18 protein-coding genes and 1 riboswitch are annotated in these 17,202 nt (G+C 70.2%); of the genes, 8 read left to right on the forward strand and 10 right to left on the reverse strand.

What is annotated here, in order from left to right; genetic code table 11:
- Window positions 1-44: 44 nt before the first annotated feature.
- Both AB0917_RS28225 and AB0917_RS28230 read right to left on the reverse strand, forming a co-directional pair.
- On the reverse strand, window positions 45-497 hold the full coding sequence (locus AB0917_RS28225) for a GNAT family N-acetyltransferase (RefSeq protein WP_366822504.1): 453 nt from the start codon (window positions 495-497) through the stop codon (window positions 45-47).
- A gap of 45 nt (window positions 498-542) precedes the next feature.
- The gene (locus AB0917_RS28230) at window positions 543-1,001 is read right to left on the reverse strand and encodes a MarR family transcriptional regulator (protein WP_366822505.1); all 459 of its coding nucleotides are present in this window, start codon (window positions 999-1,001) and stop codon (window positions 543-545) included.
- 139 nt (window positions 1,002-1,140) lie between these two features.
- Between AB0917_RS28230 and AB0917_RS28235 the strand changes: the two genes are divergently transcribed.
- Window positions 1,141-2,352, forward strand: a complete 1,212-nt coding sequence (locus AB0917_RS28235) for an MFS transporter (protein ID WP_366822506.1) — start codon at window positions 1,141-1,143, stop codon at window positions 2,350-2,352.
- Window positions 2,353-2,437: 85 nt separating this feature from the next.
- Here the strand turns inward: AB0917_RS28235 and AB0917_RS28240 are convergent, their stop codons facing one another.
- From AB0917_RS28240 to AB0917_RS28255, 4 genes are all read right to left on the reverse strand, one after another.
- Entirely contained in the window at window positions 2,438-3,316 is an 879-nt protein-coding gene (locus AB0917_RS28240) for a GNAT family N-acetyltransferase (protein ID WP_366822507.1), read from the reverse strand.
- A 130-nt stretch (window positions 3,317-3,446) separates the two neighbouring features.
- On the reverse strand, window positions 3,447-3,926 hold the full coding sequence (locus tag AB0917_RS28245; RefSeq protein WP_366822508.1) for an NUDIX hydrolase: 480 nt from the start codon (window positions 3,924-3,926) through the stop codon (window positions 3,447-3,449).
- 110 nt (window positions 3,927-4,036) lie between these two features.
- Complete coding sequence (locus AB0917_RS28250; protein ID WP_366822509.1) at window positions 4,037-5,161, reverse strand: cystathionine gamma-lyase; 1,125 nt, start codon at window positions 5,159-5,161, stop codon at window positions 4,037-4,039.
- A gap of 70 nt (window positions 5,162-5,231) precedes the next feature.
- Window positions 5,232-5,609, reverse strand: a complete 378-nt coding sequence (locus AB0917_RS28255; protein ID WP_366822510.1) for a phage holin family protein — start codon at window positions 5,607-5,609, stop codon at window positions 5,232-5,234.
- 87 nt (window positions 5,610-5,696) lie between these two features.
- Here AB0917_RS28255 and AB0917_RS28260 point away from each other — a divergent pair, with 87 nt between their 5' ends.
- The 4 genes from AB0917_RS28260 (at window position 5,697) to AB0917_RS28275 (ending at window position 7,948) form a co-directional block, all read left to right on the forward strand.
- Complete coding sequence (locus AB0917_RS28260; protein WP_366822511.1) at window positions 5,697-6,014, forward strand: cupin domain-containing protein; 318 nt, start codon at window positions 5,697-5,699, stop codon at window positions 6,012-6,014.
- A 141-nt stretch (window positions 6,015-6,155) separates the two neighbouring features.
- Window positions 6,156-6,368, forward strand: a complete 213-nt coding sequence (locus AB0917_RS28265; RefSeq protein ID WP_366822519.1) for a DUF5326 family protein — start codon at window positions 6,156-6,158, stop codon at window positions 6,366-6,368.
- A 270-nt stretch (window positions 6,369-6,638) separates the two neighbouring features.
- On the forward strand, window positions 6,639-7,409 hold the full coding sequence (locus AB0917_RS28270; protein WP_366822512.1) for a helix-turn-helix domain-containing protein: 771 nt from the start codon (window positions 6,639-6,641) through the stop codon (window positions 7,407-7,409).
- Between the two features lie 101 nt (window positions 7,410-7,510).
- Entirely contained in the window at window positions 7,511-7,948 is a 438-nt protein-coding gene (locus AB0917_RS28275) for an SsgA family sporulation/cell division regulator (protein ID WP_015609883.1), read from the forward strand.
- Between the two features lie 29 nt (window positions 7,949-7,977).
- Here the strand turns inward: AB0917_RS28275 and AB0917_RS28280 are convergent, their stop codons facing one another.
- Entirely contained in the window at window positions 7,978-9,324 is a 1,347-nt protein-coding gene (locus AB0917_RS28280) for a YibE/F family protein (RefSeq protein ID WP_366822513.1), read from the reverse strand.
- 70 nt (window positions 9,325-9,394) lie between these two features.
- Window positions 9,395-9,528, forward strand: a riboswitch (TPP riboswitch).
- Between AB0917_RS28280 and thiC the strand changes: the two genes are divergently transcribed.
- Both thiC and AB0917_RS28290 read left to right on the forward strand, forming a co-directional pair.
- Window positions 9,521-11,341, forward strand: a complete 1,821-nt coding sequence (thiC, locus tag AB0917_RS28285) for a phosphomethylpyrimidine synthase ThiC (RefSeq protein WP_366822514.1) — start codon at window positions 9,521-9,523, stop codon at window positions 11,339-11,341. Its footprint overlaps the riboswitch before it by 8 nt.
- 305 nt (window positions 11,342-11,646) lie before the next feature.
- The gene (locus AB0917_RS28290; RefSeq protein ID WP_366822515.1) at window positions 11,647-12,000 is read left to right on the forward strand and encodes a DUF805 domain-containing protein; all 354 of its coding nucleotides are present in this window, start codon (window positions 11,647-11,649) and stop codon (window positions 11,998-12,000) included.
- A 100-nt stretch (window positions 12,001-12,100) separates the two neighbouring features.
- Here AB0917_RS28290 and AB0917_RS28295 read toward each other — a convergent pair whose 3' ends face one another.
- From AB0917_RS28295 to AB0917_RS28305, 3 genes are all read right to left on the reverse strand, one after another.
- Complete coding sequence (locus tag AB0917_RS28295) at window positions 12,101-12,922, reverse strand: hypothetical protein (protein WP_366822516.1); 822 nt, start codon at window positions 12,920-12,922, stop codon at window positions 12,101-12,103.
- Window positions 12,923-13,102: 180 nt separating this feature from the next.
- Entirely contained in the window at window positions 13,103-14,275 is a 1,173-nt protein-coding gene (locus AB0917_RS28300; protein WP_366822517.1) for a metallophosphoesterase, read from the reverse strand.
- A 174-nt stretch (window positions 14,276-14,449) separates the two neighbouring features.
- Window positions 14,450-15,562, reverse strand: a complete 1,113-nt coding sequence (locus tag AB0917_RS28305; protein WP_076967683.1) for a LacI family DNA-binding transcriptional regulator — start codon at window positions 15,560-15,562, stop codon at window positions 14,450-14,452.
- A 405-nt stretch (window positions 15,563-15,967) separates the two neighbouring features.
- Between AB0917_RS28305 and hisC the strand changes: the two genes are divergently transcribed.
- On the forward strand, window positions 15,968-17,047 hold the full coding sequence (hisC, locus tag AB0917_RS28310; protein ID WP_366822518.1) for a histidinol-phosphate transaminase: 1,080 nt from the start codon (window positions 15,968-15,970) through the stop codon (window positions 17,045-17,047).
- Window positions 17,048-17,202: the final 155 nt, after the last annotated feature.

The raw sequence follows: 17,202 nt of genomic DNA on the forward strand, positions 1-17,202 counted from the left end.
GTGGGTGTTTCACGTGAAACACCCACCCCACCGGCCGTTGTCGGTCAGAGAGCGAGCTTGAAACCTACATGGCTGGCCGTGAACCCGAGCCGCTCGTAGAAGCGGTGCGCGTCCTCGCGGGTGACGTCCGAGGTCAGCTGCACCAACTGGCAGTCCTGGCGGCGTGATTCGTCGACCGCCCACTGGATCAGCTGTGTACCGAGCCCGCTGCCCCGCTCGTCGGCGTGGATGCGGACGCTCTCGATGATCGCGCGGGTGGCGCCGCGCCGGGACAGCCCGGGGACCACGGTCAGCTGAAGGGTCCCGACCACGCGGTCCGCGCGGACGGCGACGACGACGTGCTGGTTCGGGTCGTCGGCCAGCCGTCGGAACGCGGCGCGGTACGGGGTGAGGTCGTCCGGCGACTCGCGCTGCGCGCCGATCGGGTCGTCGGCCAGCATGGCCACCACGGCGTCGAGGTCGGACTCGGCAACAGGGCGTATCTCAAGGTCGCTCATGATCGGCAGAGTACGCGTCGCGCGGTCGTCGGGCCGGGACAGTTGTCAGGCCGGGGCCTTCAGCTCTTCGACCGCCCGGACCAGAGGGGCGAGCTCGGGGTTCTCCGACGCCTCGTCCAGCGCCGCCCGCAGGGCGCTGTCGTTGGTCGGCCGGGCCTCTGCGAGCAGGGCGAGGCCGGCCTCGGTGACATCGGTGTAGATGCCCCGCCGGTCGGTGTCGCACAGATACCGCGTCAGCAGCCCCCGGTCCTCGAGCCTGGTGACCAGACGGGTGGTGGCGCTCTGGCTGAGCACCACGGCGTCGGCGACCTGCTTCATCTGGAGATGACCGCCGGGGCCGCTGTGCTGCCGGCTCAACACGTCGAGCAGTGCGTACTCGCGCGCGCTGAGCCCGTGGCCCGACTGGAGGGCGCGCTCGATGCGGGCCTCGATCTTCCCGTGGAGCAGGGAGAGGGCGCACCAGCCCTGGGCGAGGGCGGTCAGGGCGGGGTCGGTCGCGGTCATGGTCTCTCCTCCGTGCGGAGCTGCGTGGTTCCAGGATAGGGGACGCCTGCAATAGCCCGCGCTTGCAATTAGCCTGCGTCTGCAATTATTGTCACCGCTCGTAAAGTGCAGGTGCAATCTTCAGAGAAGGTGGAAACCCATGCCGCTCGCGCTCCTCGCCCTGGCCATCGGGGCATTCGGCATCGGGACGACCGAGTTCGTGATCATGGGGTTGCTCCCCGAGGTCGCCGCGGAGTTCCAGGTCTCGATCCCGACCGCAGGCTTCCTGGTGACCGGCTACGCGCTCGGCGTCGTCCTCGGCGCGCCGCTGATGACGCTTCTGGGCACCCGGGTCACCCGCAAGCGGATGCTGATGCTCCTCATGGGGCTGTTCATCCTGGGCAACGTGGTCTCCGCCCTCGCCCCCGTCTTCGGCGTCATGCTCGCCGGCCGGGTGGTCGCCTCCCTCGCGCACGGCGCCTTCTTCGGCATCGGCTCGGTGGTCGCGGCCGATCTGGTCGCCCCGCAGAAGAAGGCCGGGGCCATCGCCATGATGTTCACCGGACTCACCGTCGCCAACGTCGTCGGCGTCCCGCTCGGCACCTACATCGGACAGTCCGCCGGCTGGCGGACCACGTTCGGCATCGTGGCCCTCCTCGGTGTGGTCGGGCTGCTCGGTGTCGCCAGGCTCGTCCCCGAGCAGCCCAGGCCCGAAGGCGTACGCATCCGCCACGAACTGGCCGCGTTCCGCAACGTCCAGGTCCTGCTCGCGATGGCCATGACCGTCCTGGGCTTCGGCGGGGTCTTCGCCGCGATCACCTACATCACCCCGATGATGACCGAGGTCGCCGGCTATGCGGCCTCCTCCGTCACCTGGCTGCTGGTCCTCTTCGGCCTCGGCATGGTGGGCGGCAACCTGGTGGGCGGAAGGTTCGCCGACCGCCATCTGATGCCGATGCTGTACGTCTCGCTCGGCGGGCTCGCCCTTGTCCTCGGCCTGTTCACCGTGACCGCGCACAACAAGGCCGCCGCGGCCGTCACCCTCGTCCTGATCGGTGCCCTGGGCTTCGCGACCGTGCCTCCGTTGCAGAAGCGGGTCCTCGACCAGGCGGCGGGCGCTCCCACCCTGGCCTCCGCGGTCAACATCGGGGCCTTCAACCTCGGTAACGCCCTCTCCGCCTGGCTCGGCGGCCTCGTGATCGCCGCGGGACTCGGCTACACCGCCCCCAACTGGGTCGGCGCGGTCCTCGCCGCGTCCGCCCTGGCCCTGGCCGTGGTCTCCAGCCTGCTGGAGCGCCGTACCGCCGCGGCCGAAGGCCGGATCGTCGCCGGGAGCACCTCCGGGCCGGTCGCCGTCACGGCCCGGCACTGAGCGTGGAGCCGGGACGCCGAGCCCGGCCCGGCATCCCGGACGGCGAGCGGCCGGACCGCCCTGCGGCGGCGTGGCCGCTCGCGCGTCAGCCCGTCGCGATGGTGAGCGGGGCGAACCGGCGGCTCGCGTCGCCCGGTAGGTCCGCGACGCCGTACGTCATCACCGCGGTCCGGGAGCCCGGTTCAAGACCGCGCTCCACCAGCCAGCTGAACAGCTCCTCGTGGCGCGCGTCGACATCGACCCGCAGCGGCCGGTCCGTCGTGGCGGCCAGCGCGGTGACAAGGGCCTTCGCGGTGGCCGTGTCGCGCGCGATGAGCGGGCCGACGACATGGGCGTCGCCGCTCGGCCACAGGGCCGCGTAACCGGTCAGCTCGCCGTTCTCCTCCGCGACCCGGAGCCGGTCGGAGAAGGCCGGGAGCCGGGCGATGATGTGCGTCCGGTCGACACCGAAGACCGGCAGGTCGAGCCGGACCATCGTCTGCAGATCGTCGGCGGCGGCCGGGCGCGTGGTCACGGCTGAGGCCGGAGCCCTGCCCTGGGCCTCCGCCCGGAACCTGCCGAGGACCCGCTCGGTCCGGCCCACGTGGGTGAAGCCGAGCTCCTCGTAGAGGCGTTGCCCCTGGGGTGTGGCGTACAGCGCGAGCGGAATGGGCCCGACCTCCGCCATCACGTGGCTCATGAGCCGGCGGGCGATCCCCCGGCGGGCGTGGCGTCCCGCGACGAGCAGCATGCCGACGGCCGCCAGGCGGGGCCCGTACGACGTCACCACGCAGGCCGCGACCAGGCCCCTCCCGTCGGGTTCCGCGATTCCGTACCCCGTACCCGCGGAGAGGAGAAGCCCCCACCGATGTTCGTCGCGTGGCCAGCCCCGGTCCTCGCTGAGATCGGCGCAGGAGACCAGGTCTCCCCGGGTGAGGCGCCGTACGGGCAGGTCGACGAGGGGCAGGGGTGATGGGCTGTGCATGGGGCCAGGCTGTCCGACGCGATGATCGCCCGTCCACCGGTTTCGCGGAACTGGCCGAGATCCCCAGCGCCCGCCGCTCCGGTTTCACGTGAAACATGAAGTCCGGCCGCGTTCGGGGCGCCTGGGGTCGTCAGCTGAGGTCGGGGGCGTGCATCGCCCGTACGCCCTCGATGTTGCCGTCCAGGTAGTGGCGCAGGGAGAGCGGTACGAGGTGGACGGCGGCGATCCCGACCCGGCTGAACGGCACCCGGACGATCTCGTACTCCCCGCAGGGCTCCTCGATCTCCGGGCCGTGCCGCCGGGTGACGTCCATCGACGCGAGCCGGCAGACGAAGAAGTGCTGGACCTTCACCCCCGCCACGCCGCCGTCCGCGATGTGCTCGACGGTGTCGACGAAGCAGGGCACCACATCGACGATCTTGGCGCCGAGCTCCTCGTCGACCTCGCGGCGCAGGGCGTCGACGACGGTGGCGTCCTCCGGCTCGACCCCGCCGCCGGGGGTGAGCCAGTACGGATCGACCCCCGGTTTGGTGCGCTTGATGAGGACGAGGTCGTCGCCGTCGAGCAGGATGGCGCGTGCGGTGCGCTTGACCACTGGGCGTTCGGTCATGGCAAGAGGGTGGCCCGTGGGGCGCCGTCTGAAACTCCCGGCGGCCCCTGGGACCTCAGGCGCCCGCAGCACGCCCCTGTCATCGCGTACGCCCCCGGGCCCGGCCGACGCTAGCGGACGGCTTCGTCCAGCGCCCGCTCGACGTCCGCCAGCAGATCCTCCGGGTCCTCCGCGCCGACCGAGAAGCGGATGAACCCCTCCGGCACGGCGTCGCCGCCCCAGCGGCCCCGGCGCTCGGCGGTGGACCGTACGCCGCCGAAACTCGTCGCGTCGTCGACCAGTCGCAGTGCGGCGAGGAAGCGCTCCGCCGCCTCCCGGTCGGCCAGCTCGAAGGAGACCACCGAACCGAAGCGGCGCATCTGACGCACGGCGGTCCCGTAGGAGGGGTCGGAGGGCAACCCCGGGTACCGCAGCCCGGTGACCTCGGCCCGCTCGGCCAGAGCCTCGGCCAGTGCCAGAGCCGTGGTGCACTGCCGGTCGACGCGCAGCTGGAGCGTGGCGAGCGAGCGGTGGGCGAGCCAGGCCTCCATCGGGCCCGGAATCGCTCCGCCCACCTTGCGCCAGCGCCGTACGTCGGCGGCCAGCTCGGGGTCACGGCAGGTGACATGGCCCAGCAGGAGGTCACCGTGCCCGGTCATGCCCTTGGTGTCGCTGGCGACCGAGAAGTCCGCGCCGAGCTCCAGCGGGAGCTGGCCGATCGGGGTGGCCAGGGTGTTGTCCACGGCGACCAGCGCACCCGCCTCGTGCGCGGCGGCCACGAGCCGGCGGATGTCGCAGACGTCGAGGCCCGGGTTGGAAGGGCTCTCGATCCACAGCAGCTTCGCCCCCTCCAGCAGCGCCAGCTGGGCATCGCCGCCGGTCGGCGCGGTCCGGACCTCCACGCCGAAGGCCGTCAACTGCTCCCGTACGAGCGGCAGCGCCTGGTAGCCGTCGTCCGGCAGTACCACCGTGTCCCCGGCACGGGCCTGGGAGAGCAGCACGGCGGTGATCGCCGCCATGCCGGAGGCGAACACCGTGGTGGCCACGTCCTCGCCGGGAGCCTCCAGCTCGCCGATGGCCCGCTCCAGATGGGTCCACGTCGGATTGGTGTCCCGGCCGTAGGTGTAGGGGCCCACCGGCTCGCCGGAGAGGTGGAAGTGCGCGGCGAAGACCGGCCCGGGGAGGGGCGGTCCGTACTGCTCCGGTTCGGGAAGCCCAGCGCGTACCGCGCGCGTTCCGTCGCCCATGGTGCTCATGCTGCTCCGTAAGTTGTCAGGCGGCCAGGGGGAGCCGGACCCGGTCCTCGTCCGGCGGCGGGACCAGGGCTCAGTCCTCGTCCGGCAGGACCATGTTGAGGGCCCAGGAGACGACCGAGATGATCAGGGCGCCGAGTACCGCGGTCCAGAAGCCCTCGACGTGGAAGCTGAGGTCGAAGACCCCGGCCAGCCAGGAGGTCAGCAGCAGCATCAGGGCGTTGACCACCAGGGTGATCAGCCCGAGCGTCAGGATGAACAGCGGGAACGTCAGGAGCTTGACCACCGGCTTGACCAGGAAGTTCACCAGGCCGAAGATCAACGCGACCAGGATCAGCGTGAGGACCTTGCGGCCGGTGGAGCCGCCCTCCAGCGTGATGTTCCCGATCAGCCAGATGGCCACGGCCAGCGCACCCGCGTTGGCGATCGTCTTGACTACGAAATTCTTCATGTGTCTGATCGTGGCAGACATGATCGGTGGTGGACACCGACAGCGCACGCGGAACCGGTAGTACGGGTCACAAGGGGCGGACGGGTCATGAAGGCATTCAGACTGGACGAGCTGGAGGCGGAACGAGCCGCCAACGACGGCGCCTACCTGCAGTTCGTGCGGGAGCGGAACATGTCCGTCGGCCTGTACGCCCTGGACGCGGGGGCGCTCGACCCGCAGCAGCCGCACCAGCAGGACGAGGTGTACTTCGTCGTCAGCGGCCGGGCGTCGATCACGGTGGGGACGGAGACGACGCAGGTCGGCCGGGGGAGCGTCGTCTATGTGCCGGCCGGAGAGACCCACAAGTTCCACCACATCACCGAGGATCTGCGGGTGATGGTCGTCTTCTCGCCTCCGGAGGGCTGAACCCGCCTCCGGAGGGCTGAACCCCGGGTTCCCTAAGGGTTCGATCAGGGGTCTTCAAGGGCTGCGAGGCCCCCGCCGGGGTCCCTCGCGCCCTTAGCATCGAGGCAGGAACCCAGAGAGACGAGGTAGATGGCGATGGCCGTGCGGGAGATATACGCGGGGATGCCCTGGTGGGTGAAGTGGATCGCGGTGCCCGTCATCGCGATCTTCGTGTTCGGCGGTCTGATCGCCAGCGTGATCGGCTTCGTGATCAGCCTGCTCTTCAAGGCGCTGATCTTCGTCGTGCTGGTCGGCGGTCTGATCTTCGTCGTACGCAAGTTCATGTCCTCCTCGTCCTCGCGTGGTGATTGGTAGCAGGGCCGCCGCGGGCCCGTGCGGGGTCGGGGGTGCGCACAGGCCTGCGGATTAGCCCAGCTGAGCTAAGTCCAGGAGGAAAACCCCCTCCTTCCGGGGACGGCCGATACAGTGACATAACGCTGCCGCCATCTGGAATGTGACCTTCTGTCACCGAACCGACCGAGTGACCAGTGGTTTGTACGACAGTTCGGTCGTTGGTGCGGCAGCCCCGTGGGGGCGGCCTCCACGGGAGGGCTGACGGCCCGTCACCATGCCTGGGGGTGACCTTTGACCACGGCATCGAGTACCGCTGTCCCGACGTTGATCGGTTCGGTTCAGCGGGCGTTGAGGCTGCTGGAGGCTGTGGGCACCCATCGGGACGGGGCGCCCGCCAAGCAACTCGCACGTGAGGCAGGGCTACCGCTGCCGACCGCGTACCACCTGCTGCGCACCCTCACCCATGAGGGCTATCTCCGCCGGGAGAACGGCGTCTTCCACTTCGGCGCGGCCGCCGAGAACCTGACCGCGGCCCAGGGCCCGAGAAGCCGCCCCTCCGCCGTCACCGACTCCCTCGCGCGTTGGCGGGACGCCATCGGGGCCCCGGTGTACTGCGCGGTCTACCGCGAGGGTGAGATCGAGCTCATCGCGGTCGCGGACGCTCCCGACGCCCCTGCGGTCGACGAGTGGGCCTCCTTCCGGGAGACCGGCCACGCACACGCGATCGGACAGTGCCTTCTCGGCCAGCTCGACGAGAAGGAACGCGAGGATCATCTCGACCGGCACCCCGTTCGGCCCCTCACTCGTTACTCAGTGCGAGATCGCGCGGCATTTCTGGAACGGTTGCGGACATTGCGCCGGGGTGAACCGGTCATCGAACGCCAGGAGTACGCACTGGGGACCGTCTGTGCCGCCATTCCCGTCACGGCCGGTGCCACCATTGCGGCCATGGCCATTTCCGTACCCCTGGACCAGGAAGAACGGTTGCTGCCCGCAGTCGAACAGCTACGTGGCGAAGTGGCGAGCCTCTTGCGTTCGTTCGTGTTCTCTATCAGTATCTGAAAAATCACTCCTTGTGATCTGCTATCGCGTGCACCACGATGGCGTCAATAGGGCCATGGGGGATCATTCCTGGCCAGTTTCATCTACTGCGGGGTTGAACGATGCGCGAGTCGGTTCAAGCAGAGGTCATGATGAGCTTCCTCGTCTCCGAGGAGCTCTCGTTCCGTATTCCGGTGGAGCTCCGGTACGAGGTGGCGGATCCTTATGCCATCCGGATGACGTTCCATCTGCCCGGCGATGCCCCTGTGACCTGGGCATTCGGTCGCGAGCTGCTGCTGGACGGGCTCAACAGCCCCAGTGGCGACGGCGATGTGCACATCGGGCCGACCGAGCCCGAGGGCCTCGGCGATGTGCACATCCGTCTTCAGGTCGGCGCGGACCGCGCGTTGTTCCGGGCGGGTACGGCACCGCTGGTGGCGTTTCTCGACCGGACCGACAAGCTGGTGCCTCTCGGCCAGGAGCACACGCTGGGTGACTTCGACGGGAACCTGGAGGAAGCGCTCGGCCGCATCCTCGCCGAGGAGCAGAACGCTGGCTGAGCGGCGAGCACACCCCCGCCGCACGCCTCTCACGCCTTACGGCGACGGCCCCTGCCGGTCCGTGCGGGGGCTGCGGCCGTGGACGAGGAGGTGGAGGCGCCCGGCCGGTCCGCGGAGACCACCAGTGCGGCGAGCACGGTCGTCACCGGCACCGAGGCGACCAGACCGATCGAGCCGACCAGCGTACGGACGATCTCCTCGGCGACGAGTTCGCTGTTGGCCACGGTCCCCACGCTGCTCTGAGCGATGGAGAAGAGCAGCAACAGCGGCAGCGCCGCGCCCGCGTACGCCAGCACCAGGGTGTTCACGACCGAGGCGATGTGGTCCCGTCCGATGCGGATACCTGCCCGGTACAGCCCGCGCCAACCCATCTGCGGGTCCGCCTGGTGCAGTTCCCAGACGGCGGAGGTCTGGGTGACCGTCACGTCGTCGAGCACCCCGAGCGACCCGATGATGACGCCGGCCAGCAGCAGACCGCTCATGTCGATGTCCGGGTACAGCCCGTGGATGAGGCCGGTGTTGTCGTCGGTGTTGCCGCTCAGACTCGCCCAGCCGATGAACAGGGAGCCGAGCAGCCCGATCAGCAGCAGCGAGATCAGCGTGCCGATGACCGCGACGGATGTGCGGGCCGTCACCCCGTGGCACATGTAGAGCGCCGCCAGCATGATGGCGCTGGCCCCGATCACCGCCACCACCAGCGGATTCGATCCCTGCAGGATCGCCGGCAGGATGAACAGGGTCAGTACGGCGAACGAGACGGCCAGCGCCACCAGCGCCATCACCCCGCGCAGTCTGCCCACCGCGACGACCGCCAGGGCGAAGATCGCGGCCAGCAGGGCCATCGGGATCTTCCGGTTCACGTCGGTGACGGAGTACTGGAGGTCGCGGGGCGCGTCGGGGGCGTACGCCACGACGACACCCTGGCCCTCGCGCAGCTGGCGGGGCGCGTCCGGCTGGACCACCTCGACGAACGTACGGCCCTTGTCGTCGCCGCTGGTCACCTCGATGGTCGCCTTCGCGCACTCCCCCTCCTGCTCGTTGACGGCCTCCCGGCCCGAGGGGGTGGAGGTGTCACCGGTCGGGGGGACCTGTGCGGCGTTGACGTCCGCGCAGTCGACCTTGACGACCTGGACGACCTTGCCGTCCTGGGTCTGCCGGTCGAATCCGACGCCCGTGCGCTCGTGGTCGGGGACGCCGCCGGGCCAGAACGCGATGAGGCCGACGACGACGGCCGTGGCGAACGGGATCAGTACGGCGGCGATGACCTTGCGCAGGTGCTTGGAGACCGGGGCGGCGGGTCCGTGGCTGTGCGTGTGGCCGTGGGTGTGGCCCTGGGGCGGCGGCTGGGGGGCGGGGTCGCTTTGAGGGGAGGTCACGGGGCGATCATCGCAAGAACAGGGGCGCCCTCTGTTCAGCTCGCCGGAAAGGACGCTAGCGTGGAGGCACATTTGCACACGCGGGAGCTCGGAGCACCGGGCTGAGAGGGCGCTGACCGCCGTACATCCGTACGGGACACGCTGCGCCGACCGCCGAACCTGTTACCGGGTAATGCCGGCGTAGGGAGTAGGTCTCATGACCACAGCGGACGCACGCACGCCTGCCTCGAAACAGAGCGACGGGACGCCGAACGGCACGACGCCGGACAACGGGACCCGCGACGACGAGGCCGGGAAGTCCATCGGCTGGCACAAGGGGTACGTCCAGGGCTCGCGCCCGGACCTCCGGGTGCCGGTCCGACAGGTGCACCTCACCAACGGCAAGGACGTTACCCTGTACGACACTTCGGGGCCGTACACCGATCCCGCCGTCGACACCGATGTCCGCCGGGGCCTCGCGCCCCTGCGGGAGAACTGGATCATCGCCCGCGGCGACACCGAGGAGTACACGGGTCGCCCGGTCCGTCCCGAGGACGACGGGCTCAAGCACACCACGCCGCGCGGCGGGCTGCGCAACCTGGACGCAGTCTTCCCCGGCCGGCCCCGCCAGCCGCGCCGCAGCCGCGACGGACGCCCCGTCACTCAGCTCGCGTACGCCCGGCGGGGTGAGATCACCCCGGAGATGGAGTACGTCGCGATCCGGGAGAACGTCGAGGCCGAGACCGTACGGGAGGAGATCGCGGCGGGCCGGGCCGTGCTGCCGGCCAACGTCAATCACCCCGAGATCGAGCCGATGATCATCGGCAAGCGGTTCCTGGTGAAGGTCAACGCCAACATCGGCAACTCGGCGGTCACCTCCTCCATCGAGGAGGAGGTGGACAAGATGACCTGGGCGACCAAGTGGGGCGCCGACACGGTCATGGACCTGTCCACCGGCCGTAACATCCACACCACCCGCGAGTGGGTGCTGCGCAACTCCCCCGTGCCGATCGGTACGGTCCCGCTCTACCAGGCCCTGGAGAAGGTGGACGGCCGGGCCGAGGAGCTGACCTGGGAGATCTACAAGGACACCGTCATCGAGCAGGGCGAGCAGGGCGTGGACTACATGACGGTGCACGCCGGGGTGCGCCTGCCGTACGTCCCGCTGACGGCCCGTCGTAAGACCGGCATCGTCTCGCGCGGTGGCTCGATCATGGCGGCCTGGTGCCTCGCGCACCACAAGGAGTCGTTCCTCTACGAGCACTTCGAGGAGCTCTGCGAGATCCTCGCGACGTACGACGTCACCTACTCCCTCGGTGACGGACTGCGCCCCGGGTCGATCGCGGATGCCAACGACGAGGCGCAGTTCGCCGAGTTGCGCACGCTGGGCGAGCTGAACACCATCGCCAAGCGGTTCGGCGTCCAGACGATGATCGAGGGCCCCGGGCACGTCCCGATGCACAAGATCAAGGAGAACATCGACCTCCAGCAGGAGATCTGCGAGGAGGCGCCGTTCTACACGCTCGGCCCGCTGACCACCGATGTCGCGCCCGCCTACGACCACATCACCTCGGGCATCGGCGCCGCGATGATCGCCTGGTGGGGCACGGCGATGCTCTGTTACGTCACACCCAAGGAGCACCTGGGGCTGCCCAACCGGGACGACGTGAAGACGGGCGTGATCACCTACAAGATCGCCGCCCACGCGGCCGACCTCGCCAAGGGGCACCCGGGCGCGCAGGAGTGGGACGACGCGCTCTCCGACGCGCGGTTCGAGTTCCGGTGGGAGGACCAGTTCAACCTGGCCCTCGACCCGGACACGGCCCGGGAGTTCCACGACGAGACGCTGCCCGCCGAGCCGGCGAAGACGGCGCACTTCTGTTCCATGTGCGGACCGAAGTTCTGCTCGATGAAGATCTCCCAGGACATCCGCCGTCAGCACGGCGGTTCGCAGGAGGAGATCGAGGAGGGCATGGCCGAGAAGTCGAAGGAGTTCGCGGCCGCCGGGAACCGGGTCTACCTGCCGATCGCCGACTAGGCTCGCCGACCGCCTCTTCGCCCCCGACACCTCGGCCGGTGTCGGGGGCTTCCCGCGTCCGGGGCCGCCGGCCGGTGACATCCAGCCAGAACCGCTCCCTTATAGGCAGCTTGCCCGCTTGGTAGCCGTCTGCCACGGTTCAGCCCGTTGTCAGGCGACAGTATGGACACAGTCGTGTGGCAGCTGGATGTACGTTTCGCCGCTGTGTCAGCTGGGCTTGACCCTTTCCTTATCTGTGCCTTACTTTCCGGTTGCTTGGCTGAAATTTGTCGGCCCTCACACGGGGGCCCGGGGAGGGGAACACAGTGAACTGGTACCTGGACGTACTCAAGAACTACGCAGGCTTCAGCGGTCGCGCGCGCCGCAAGGAGTACTGGATGTTCGCGCTCGTCAACTTCGTCATAGCCATCGTCCTGTCGATCATCGGCGCGGCGATCGGCACGGACATCCTGTACTACGTCTACCTCCTCGCGGTCCTCATCCCGTCGCTCGCCGTCGGCGTGCGCCGCCTGCACGACACCGGCCGCTCGGGCTGGTGGCTGCTGATCGCGCTGACGCTGATCGGCGGCATCGTCCTGATCGTCTTCCTCGCCTCGGAGGGCAAGCAGGAGCCGAACCAGTACGGTGCCAACCCGAAGCTGGCTCCGCAGGCAGGCTGATCCACCGCTCCGCCAGGGCCGGAGCATCGCACAGGCCGGGCGCGGCACTCGCCGCCCCGGCCTGTGGCGTTTCGGGGCCCGAGGGCTCCCGGGCTCGCGCCTACTCCGGCCGGTGGTCCGGGCCGCCGAAGTCCGGGCTGGTGAAGTCGGGGCTCGTGAACGTCGGCCGGGGTCCGGCCGAGGGGCCGTCCTCCGGGCCGGAGAAGTCCGGCCTGCTGTAGCCGACCTTCGGGATGCGGTTGGGCGAGCGGTGCGGGGTCCGCGCGGCGCGGCCCGCGGCCGGGTCGGCCAGGGCGTCCCGGAGGAACGGCAGGATGCCGCGCTCCAGCAGGGCGTGCCGCCAGGCCTCCCGGGCCCGTGCGACCTCCTCCGGCAGCCCCTGTTCCTCGTCCTCGGCGGCCAGTGAGGTCGAGCCGTTGCGCAGGGCGGTGACGAGCAGCCCCACGGCGGCGACCAGGATGGCCGCGGCGGCGACGGCCGCGAAGAACCACCCGGCCGCGACCATGGTGGTGCCGAAGGCGACCGAGGGGCTGACCGCCTTCAGCAGATAGCCGACGAGCAGGAAGATCACGGCGGCGGTGCCCGCGAGGAGCGGCGTCAGGACCGTGAGGACCGCTCCTATGCCGGCGCCCGGCCCCGCCACCGAGGAGGCGTCGGCGTACTGCTCGCCCTCCGGGACGGTGGCGCTGGCCGTGCGCAGCTCGGCGCGGGCCTTCACGTAGTGCTCGTACTCGGTGGCCGCGGCCGCGGTGATCAGCGCCGTGGCGTTGAGCGCCATCGTGCGCAGCTGTTCGGTGTTGAGCCGGTCGCCGACGCCTTCCAGGTCCGGGCGTTCGTGGGCGTGGCGCAGCGCGTCACCCAGGATCCGCGCGTACTCGGGACCGTCCTCGGCCTGCAGGTGCGGAGCGCTTGTCATCTGCATCCCCCGATGCTCCGTCGGGCCCGGCAACCCGCGTTGACCGGGCGATCGGGCGGAAACGGAGGAGAGCCTGCTACTGATGAGCCGATGGTAGAGCGCTCACGGCGCGCGGTGACAGGGTGTTCCCGAAATAGGCCCGACGATCGGCGCGGCCCGATCCAGAAGCGTCTTCCCTGTCAGGGGTCAGTCATGCAGGGGAAGTTGGACGACCAGTAGCTTTCCGGCCATGGTCACTCCGCCGTCCATGGCGATGGCGAGCCCGTCGGCGTACACGTGCGGGCCGTTCACCACCGGCCCCGAACCCTTCTCGCCGTCCTCCGTGCCGACCTCGCCGAGGAGATACGGGATGGGGCTGTGACCATGGACGACGCGCTGTCCGCCGTACGTCGTCAGCAGCTCGCGCACCGCTTCGGCGCCGCCCTCGTCGCGGAAGGCGAAGCGCTTGGTGAGCTTGCGGAAGAGGTCCCAGCACTCGTCGGCGTCGTTGCGCGTGAGGATGGCGGTGACGGTGTCGTTGACGTCCTCGATGGTGGAGCCGTAGTCGAGGTAGGCCGTCGTGTCGGAGTGCATCAGCAGATGCCCGTCCTCCTCGACGACCGCGTCGAGCCGGGACATCCACTGAAGGTGTACGTCCTGGAGGCGGTCCATGTCGCTCTTCTGGCCGCCGTTGAGCAGCCAGGCGGCCTGGAAGGTGGCGGTGCCGGCGCCGGAGTTGACGGGGGTGTCGCAGAAGCGCTTGGCGCCGATGAGCAGCAGTTCGTGGTTGCCCATCAGGGCCTTGCAGTAGCCGCCCGCTGCGGCCGCCTCCGCGGAGAGCCGCATGACGAGGTCGATGACCCCGATGCCGTCGGGGCCGCGGTCGGTGAAGTCGCCCAGGAACCAGAGACGGGCGTTGCCCGCGGCCCAGTTGCCGTCGGCGTCGATCAGGCCCTGGGCGGCGAGGGCGGCCACCAGCTCGTCGAGGTAGCCGTGGACGTCGCCGACGACGAAGAGCGGCCCGCGCCCCTCCCCGGAGGCGGGGCGGGGGTCGGGGACGGCCTGCACCTGGACGGTGTCGCCGCGGTTGATGACGGGGAGGTCGCGCTCGGTGGGGGTGTACCCCTCCGGGGGCTCGTCGCCGACGGCCACGTTGCCGGGGTGCGGCAGGTGGGCGGGGGCAGGCGGTGCGGGCGGATGCGGTGGCGCGGAGGTGTGCGGCGCCGGGGCGGGCGGCTCCGGCGCACGTGGGGGAGGTGACGGGTGCGGCGCCGCGCCGGGCGTCTGCGGTGGTACGGGTGTCTGCGCGTACGGCGGAACCCTGAAGTCACGCAACGTCGCCGTCCGCACCACGGGTTCCTGACCGGCCCCCTGAGTCATCGACCCCTCCACCACCGTCGCGCCGCCGTACACCTGACGGGCCCTGCCTGGTAGAGGTGGTCCGCGGTGTCGTGCGCCCATCATAGGAATGCGGATCGATCTGTGTGATGCACCAGGGGTGGTGAATCCGGGCGCACATACGGTTCACCGGCCGATTGGTCCGAAAAGAGATGATCAGTCCCTGCTGGGGGATCGTGGCGCGCTGACCGTGGTGCGCGGCGGACGGCGTTGCGAGGAGGTCCGGACGATGAGCTCCGTCGGTATCACCTGCTCCACCGGTCCGTCGTGCTCCACCCCTTCGATGGCGTCGATGAGGAGCTGGACGACGGCGGTGCCGATGCGCCGGGGCTTCAGCGAGAGCGTCGTGATGGGCGGTTCGGTGGCCGCGTACACGGTGGACTCGCTGCAGCAGACCAGCAGCAGGTCCTCGGGGACCCGCAGGCCGTAGCGGCGGGCCGCCGCGAGGAGATCGGTCCCGTTGGGGTCGAAGAGCCCGTAGACGGCGTCGGGGCGGTCCGGGCGGGCGAGCAGCCGGTCCGCGGCGACCGCGCCCGCGCAGGGGTCGTGCGCCGGGTAGGACTCGTAGACGGGGTCCTGGCCGACCCGCTCGCACCAGTGGAGGTAGGCGGTGGTGGAGAGCCGGGTGTACGTGTCGGTGGTGGTGCCGGTCAGCAGGCCGATGCGGCGGGCCCCGGCGGCGGCGAGGTGGTCGAGGAGGTCGAGCACGGCGGCCCGGTGGTCGTTGTCGACCCAGGCGGTGACGGGGAGCGTCCCGGCCGGGCGGCCGTCCGAGACGACGGGGAGCCCCTGGCGGACGAGTTCGGTGACGACCGGGTCCTGGTCGGAGGGGTCGATGACGACGGTCCCGTCGAGCGCGACGTTCGACCAGACGTCGTGCCGGGAGGTGGCGGGGAGGATCACGAGGGCGTAGCCCCGGGCGAGCGCCGCCGAGGTCGCGGCTCTCGCCATCTCCGCGAAGTACGCGAATTCGGTGAAGGTGAAAGGTTCATCCCCGTACGTGGTCACGGTCAGGCCGATCAGCCCCGACTTGCCGGTACGGAGGGTTCGGGCCGCGGCGGAGGGGCGGTAGCCCAAGCGCTCTGCGACCTCGCGGACATGGCTGCGGGTGGCGTCCGGGAGCCTGCCCTTGCCGTTGAGCGCGTCGGAGACGGTCGTGATCGAGACGCCGGCCGCGGCGGCCACGTCGCGGATGCCCGCCCGTCCTGGCCGGCCGCTGCGCCGGGGGGTCTCCGTCCGGCTCACCTGGTGCTTCCCTGCTGCTGTCATGGCGAGCCGATAGTAGGGCTCCGGAGGGCGGTCGGTCCGGTCGCATATGCACCCATTGGCTGGCACGTTTCTGCATGATCATCAGCCATCAAATCCCTTGCAAAGAAAGGGGATTGGCGGCCTGGGCATTGGTGTGTCAGGCATGGATGGCCGGAGGCCTGCTGAATGGTCGATGTCTCGAAGAGGTCTCAAGTCACCACTTCGGGGGACGCGCGCCACGGCGTGAGACACGGGCGCGCGCCGGAACCGGAAGCGCTCCCCCCTGGAGAGCCCCGCGAGGGAGCGCCGCGGCGGGGGCCATTCCCGGCACTGCGGGAGATTCCGCGCCCAGGCCATTCGCAGCGGCGCCCAATCCTCATAAGGTGAGCAGTATTGATGTGGACGGACGGTCGAGGAGGACCTGCGGTGAGCGATACGAGCCCCAAGCTGCGCGCCGAGCTGGACGGCGTTCCCGCCTATGTGCCGGGCAAGCCCGCCGCGGCCGGCGGACCGGTCGCGTACAAGCTGTCCTCCAACGAGAACCCCTACCCGCCACTGCCGGGGGTCCTGGAGACGGCGCTCGCCGCGGCGGGCAGCTTCAACCGCTACCCGGACATGGCGTGCACCGGGCTGATGAACGAGCTGTCGGACCGCTTCGGCGTGCCGGTCCCGCACCTGGCCACCGGTACCGGATCGGTCGGTGTGGCCCAGCAGCTGCTCCAGGCCACCTCGGGTCCGGGGGACGAGGTCATCTACGCCTGGCGGTCCTTCGAGGCCTACCCGATCATCACGCAGGTGAGCGGCGCGACCTCGGTGAAGGTCCCGCTGACCACCGGTGAGGTGCACGACCTGGACGCGATGGCCGCGGCGATCACCGACCGGACCCGGCTGATCTTCGTCTGCAACCCGAACAACCCCACCGGGACCGTGGTGCGCCGGGCCGAGCTGGAGCGGTTCCTGGACCGGGTGCCGAGCGATGTGCTGGTGGTGCTCGACGAGGCGTACAAGGAGTTCATCCGGGACCCCGAGGTGCCCGACGGCATCGAGATCTACCGGGACCGCCCCAACGTGGCGGTGCTGCGTACCTTCTCCAAGGCGTACGGCCTCGCGGGGCTGCGGGTCGGGTTCGCGGTGGCCCACGAGCCGGTGGCGGCCGCGCTGCGCAAGACCGCCGTCCCCTTCGGCGTCAGCCAGCTCGCCCAGGACGCGGCGGTCGCCTCGCTGCGCGCCGAGGACGAGCTGCTGGGCCGGGTCGGCTCGCTGGTCGCCGAGCGGAGCCGGGTGGGCGAGGAGCTGGTGCGGCAGGGCTGGACCGTTCCGGAGTCGCACGCCAACTTCGTCTGGCTGCGCCTGGGGGAGCGGACCCTGGACTTCGCCGCCGCCTGTGAGCGGGCCGGTGTGGTGGTGCGCCCGTTCAAGGGCGAGGGCGTACGGGTGTCGATCGGGGAGAGCGAGGGCAACGACCTCTTCCTGAAGGCGGCGGAGGCGTTCCGCGCGGAGCTGTAGCTGCCGGGCGCGTGCTGCGGCGCCTGTACGGCCTCCGGCCCCGGACCTCGATCGACGAGGGAACAGGCCGGCAGCCTGCTCAGCGAGATCGTGCCCAACATCCAGAAGACCTCGGACCTGGTGCAGGAAATCACCGCCGCCTCGCAGGAGCAGAG

Origin of the sequence: Streptomyces sp. NPDC007346 (assembly GCF_040703535.1) — a bacterium.
In the GTDB taxonomy this organism is placed as follows: Bacteria; Actinomycetota; Actinomycetes; order Streptomycetales; family Streptomycetaceae; genus Streptomyces.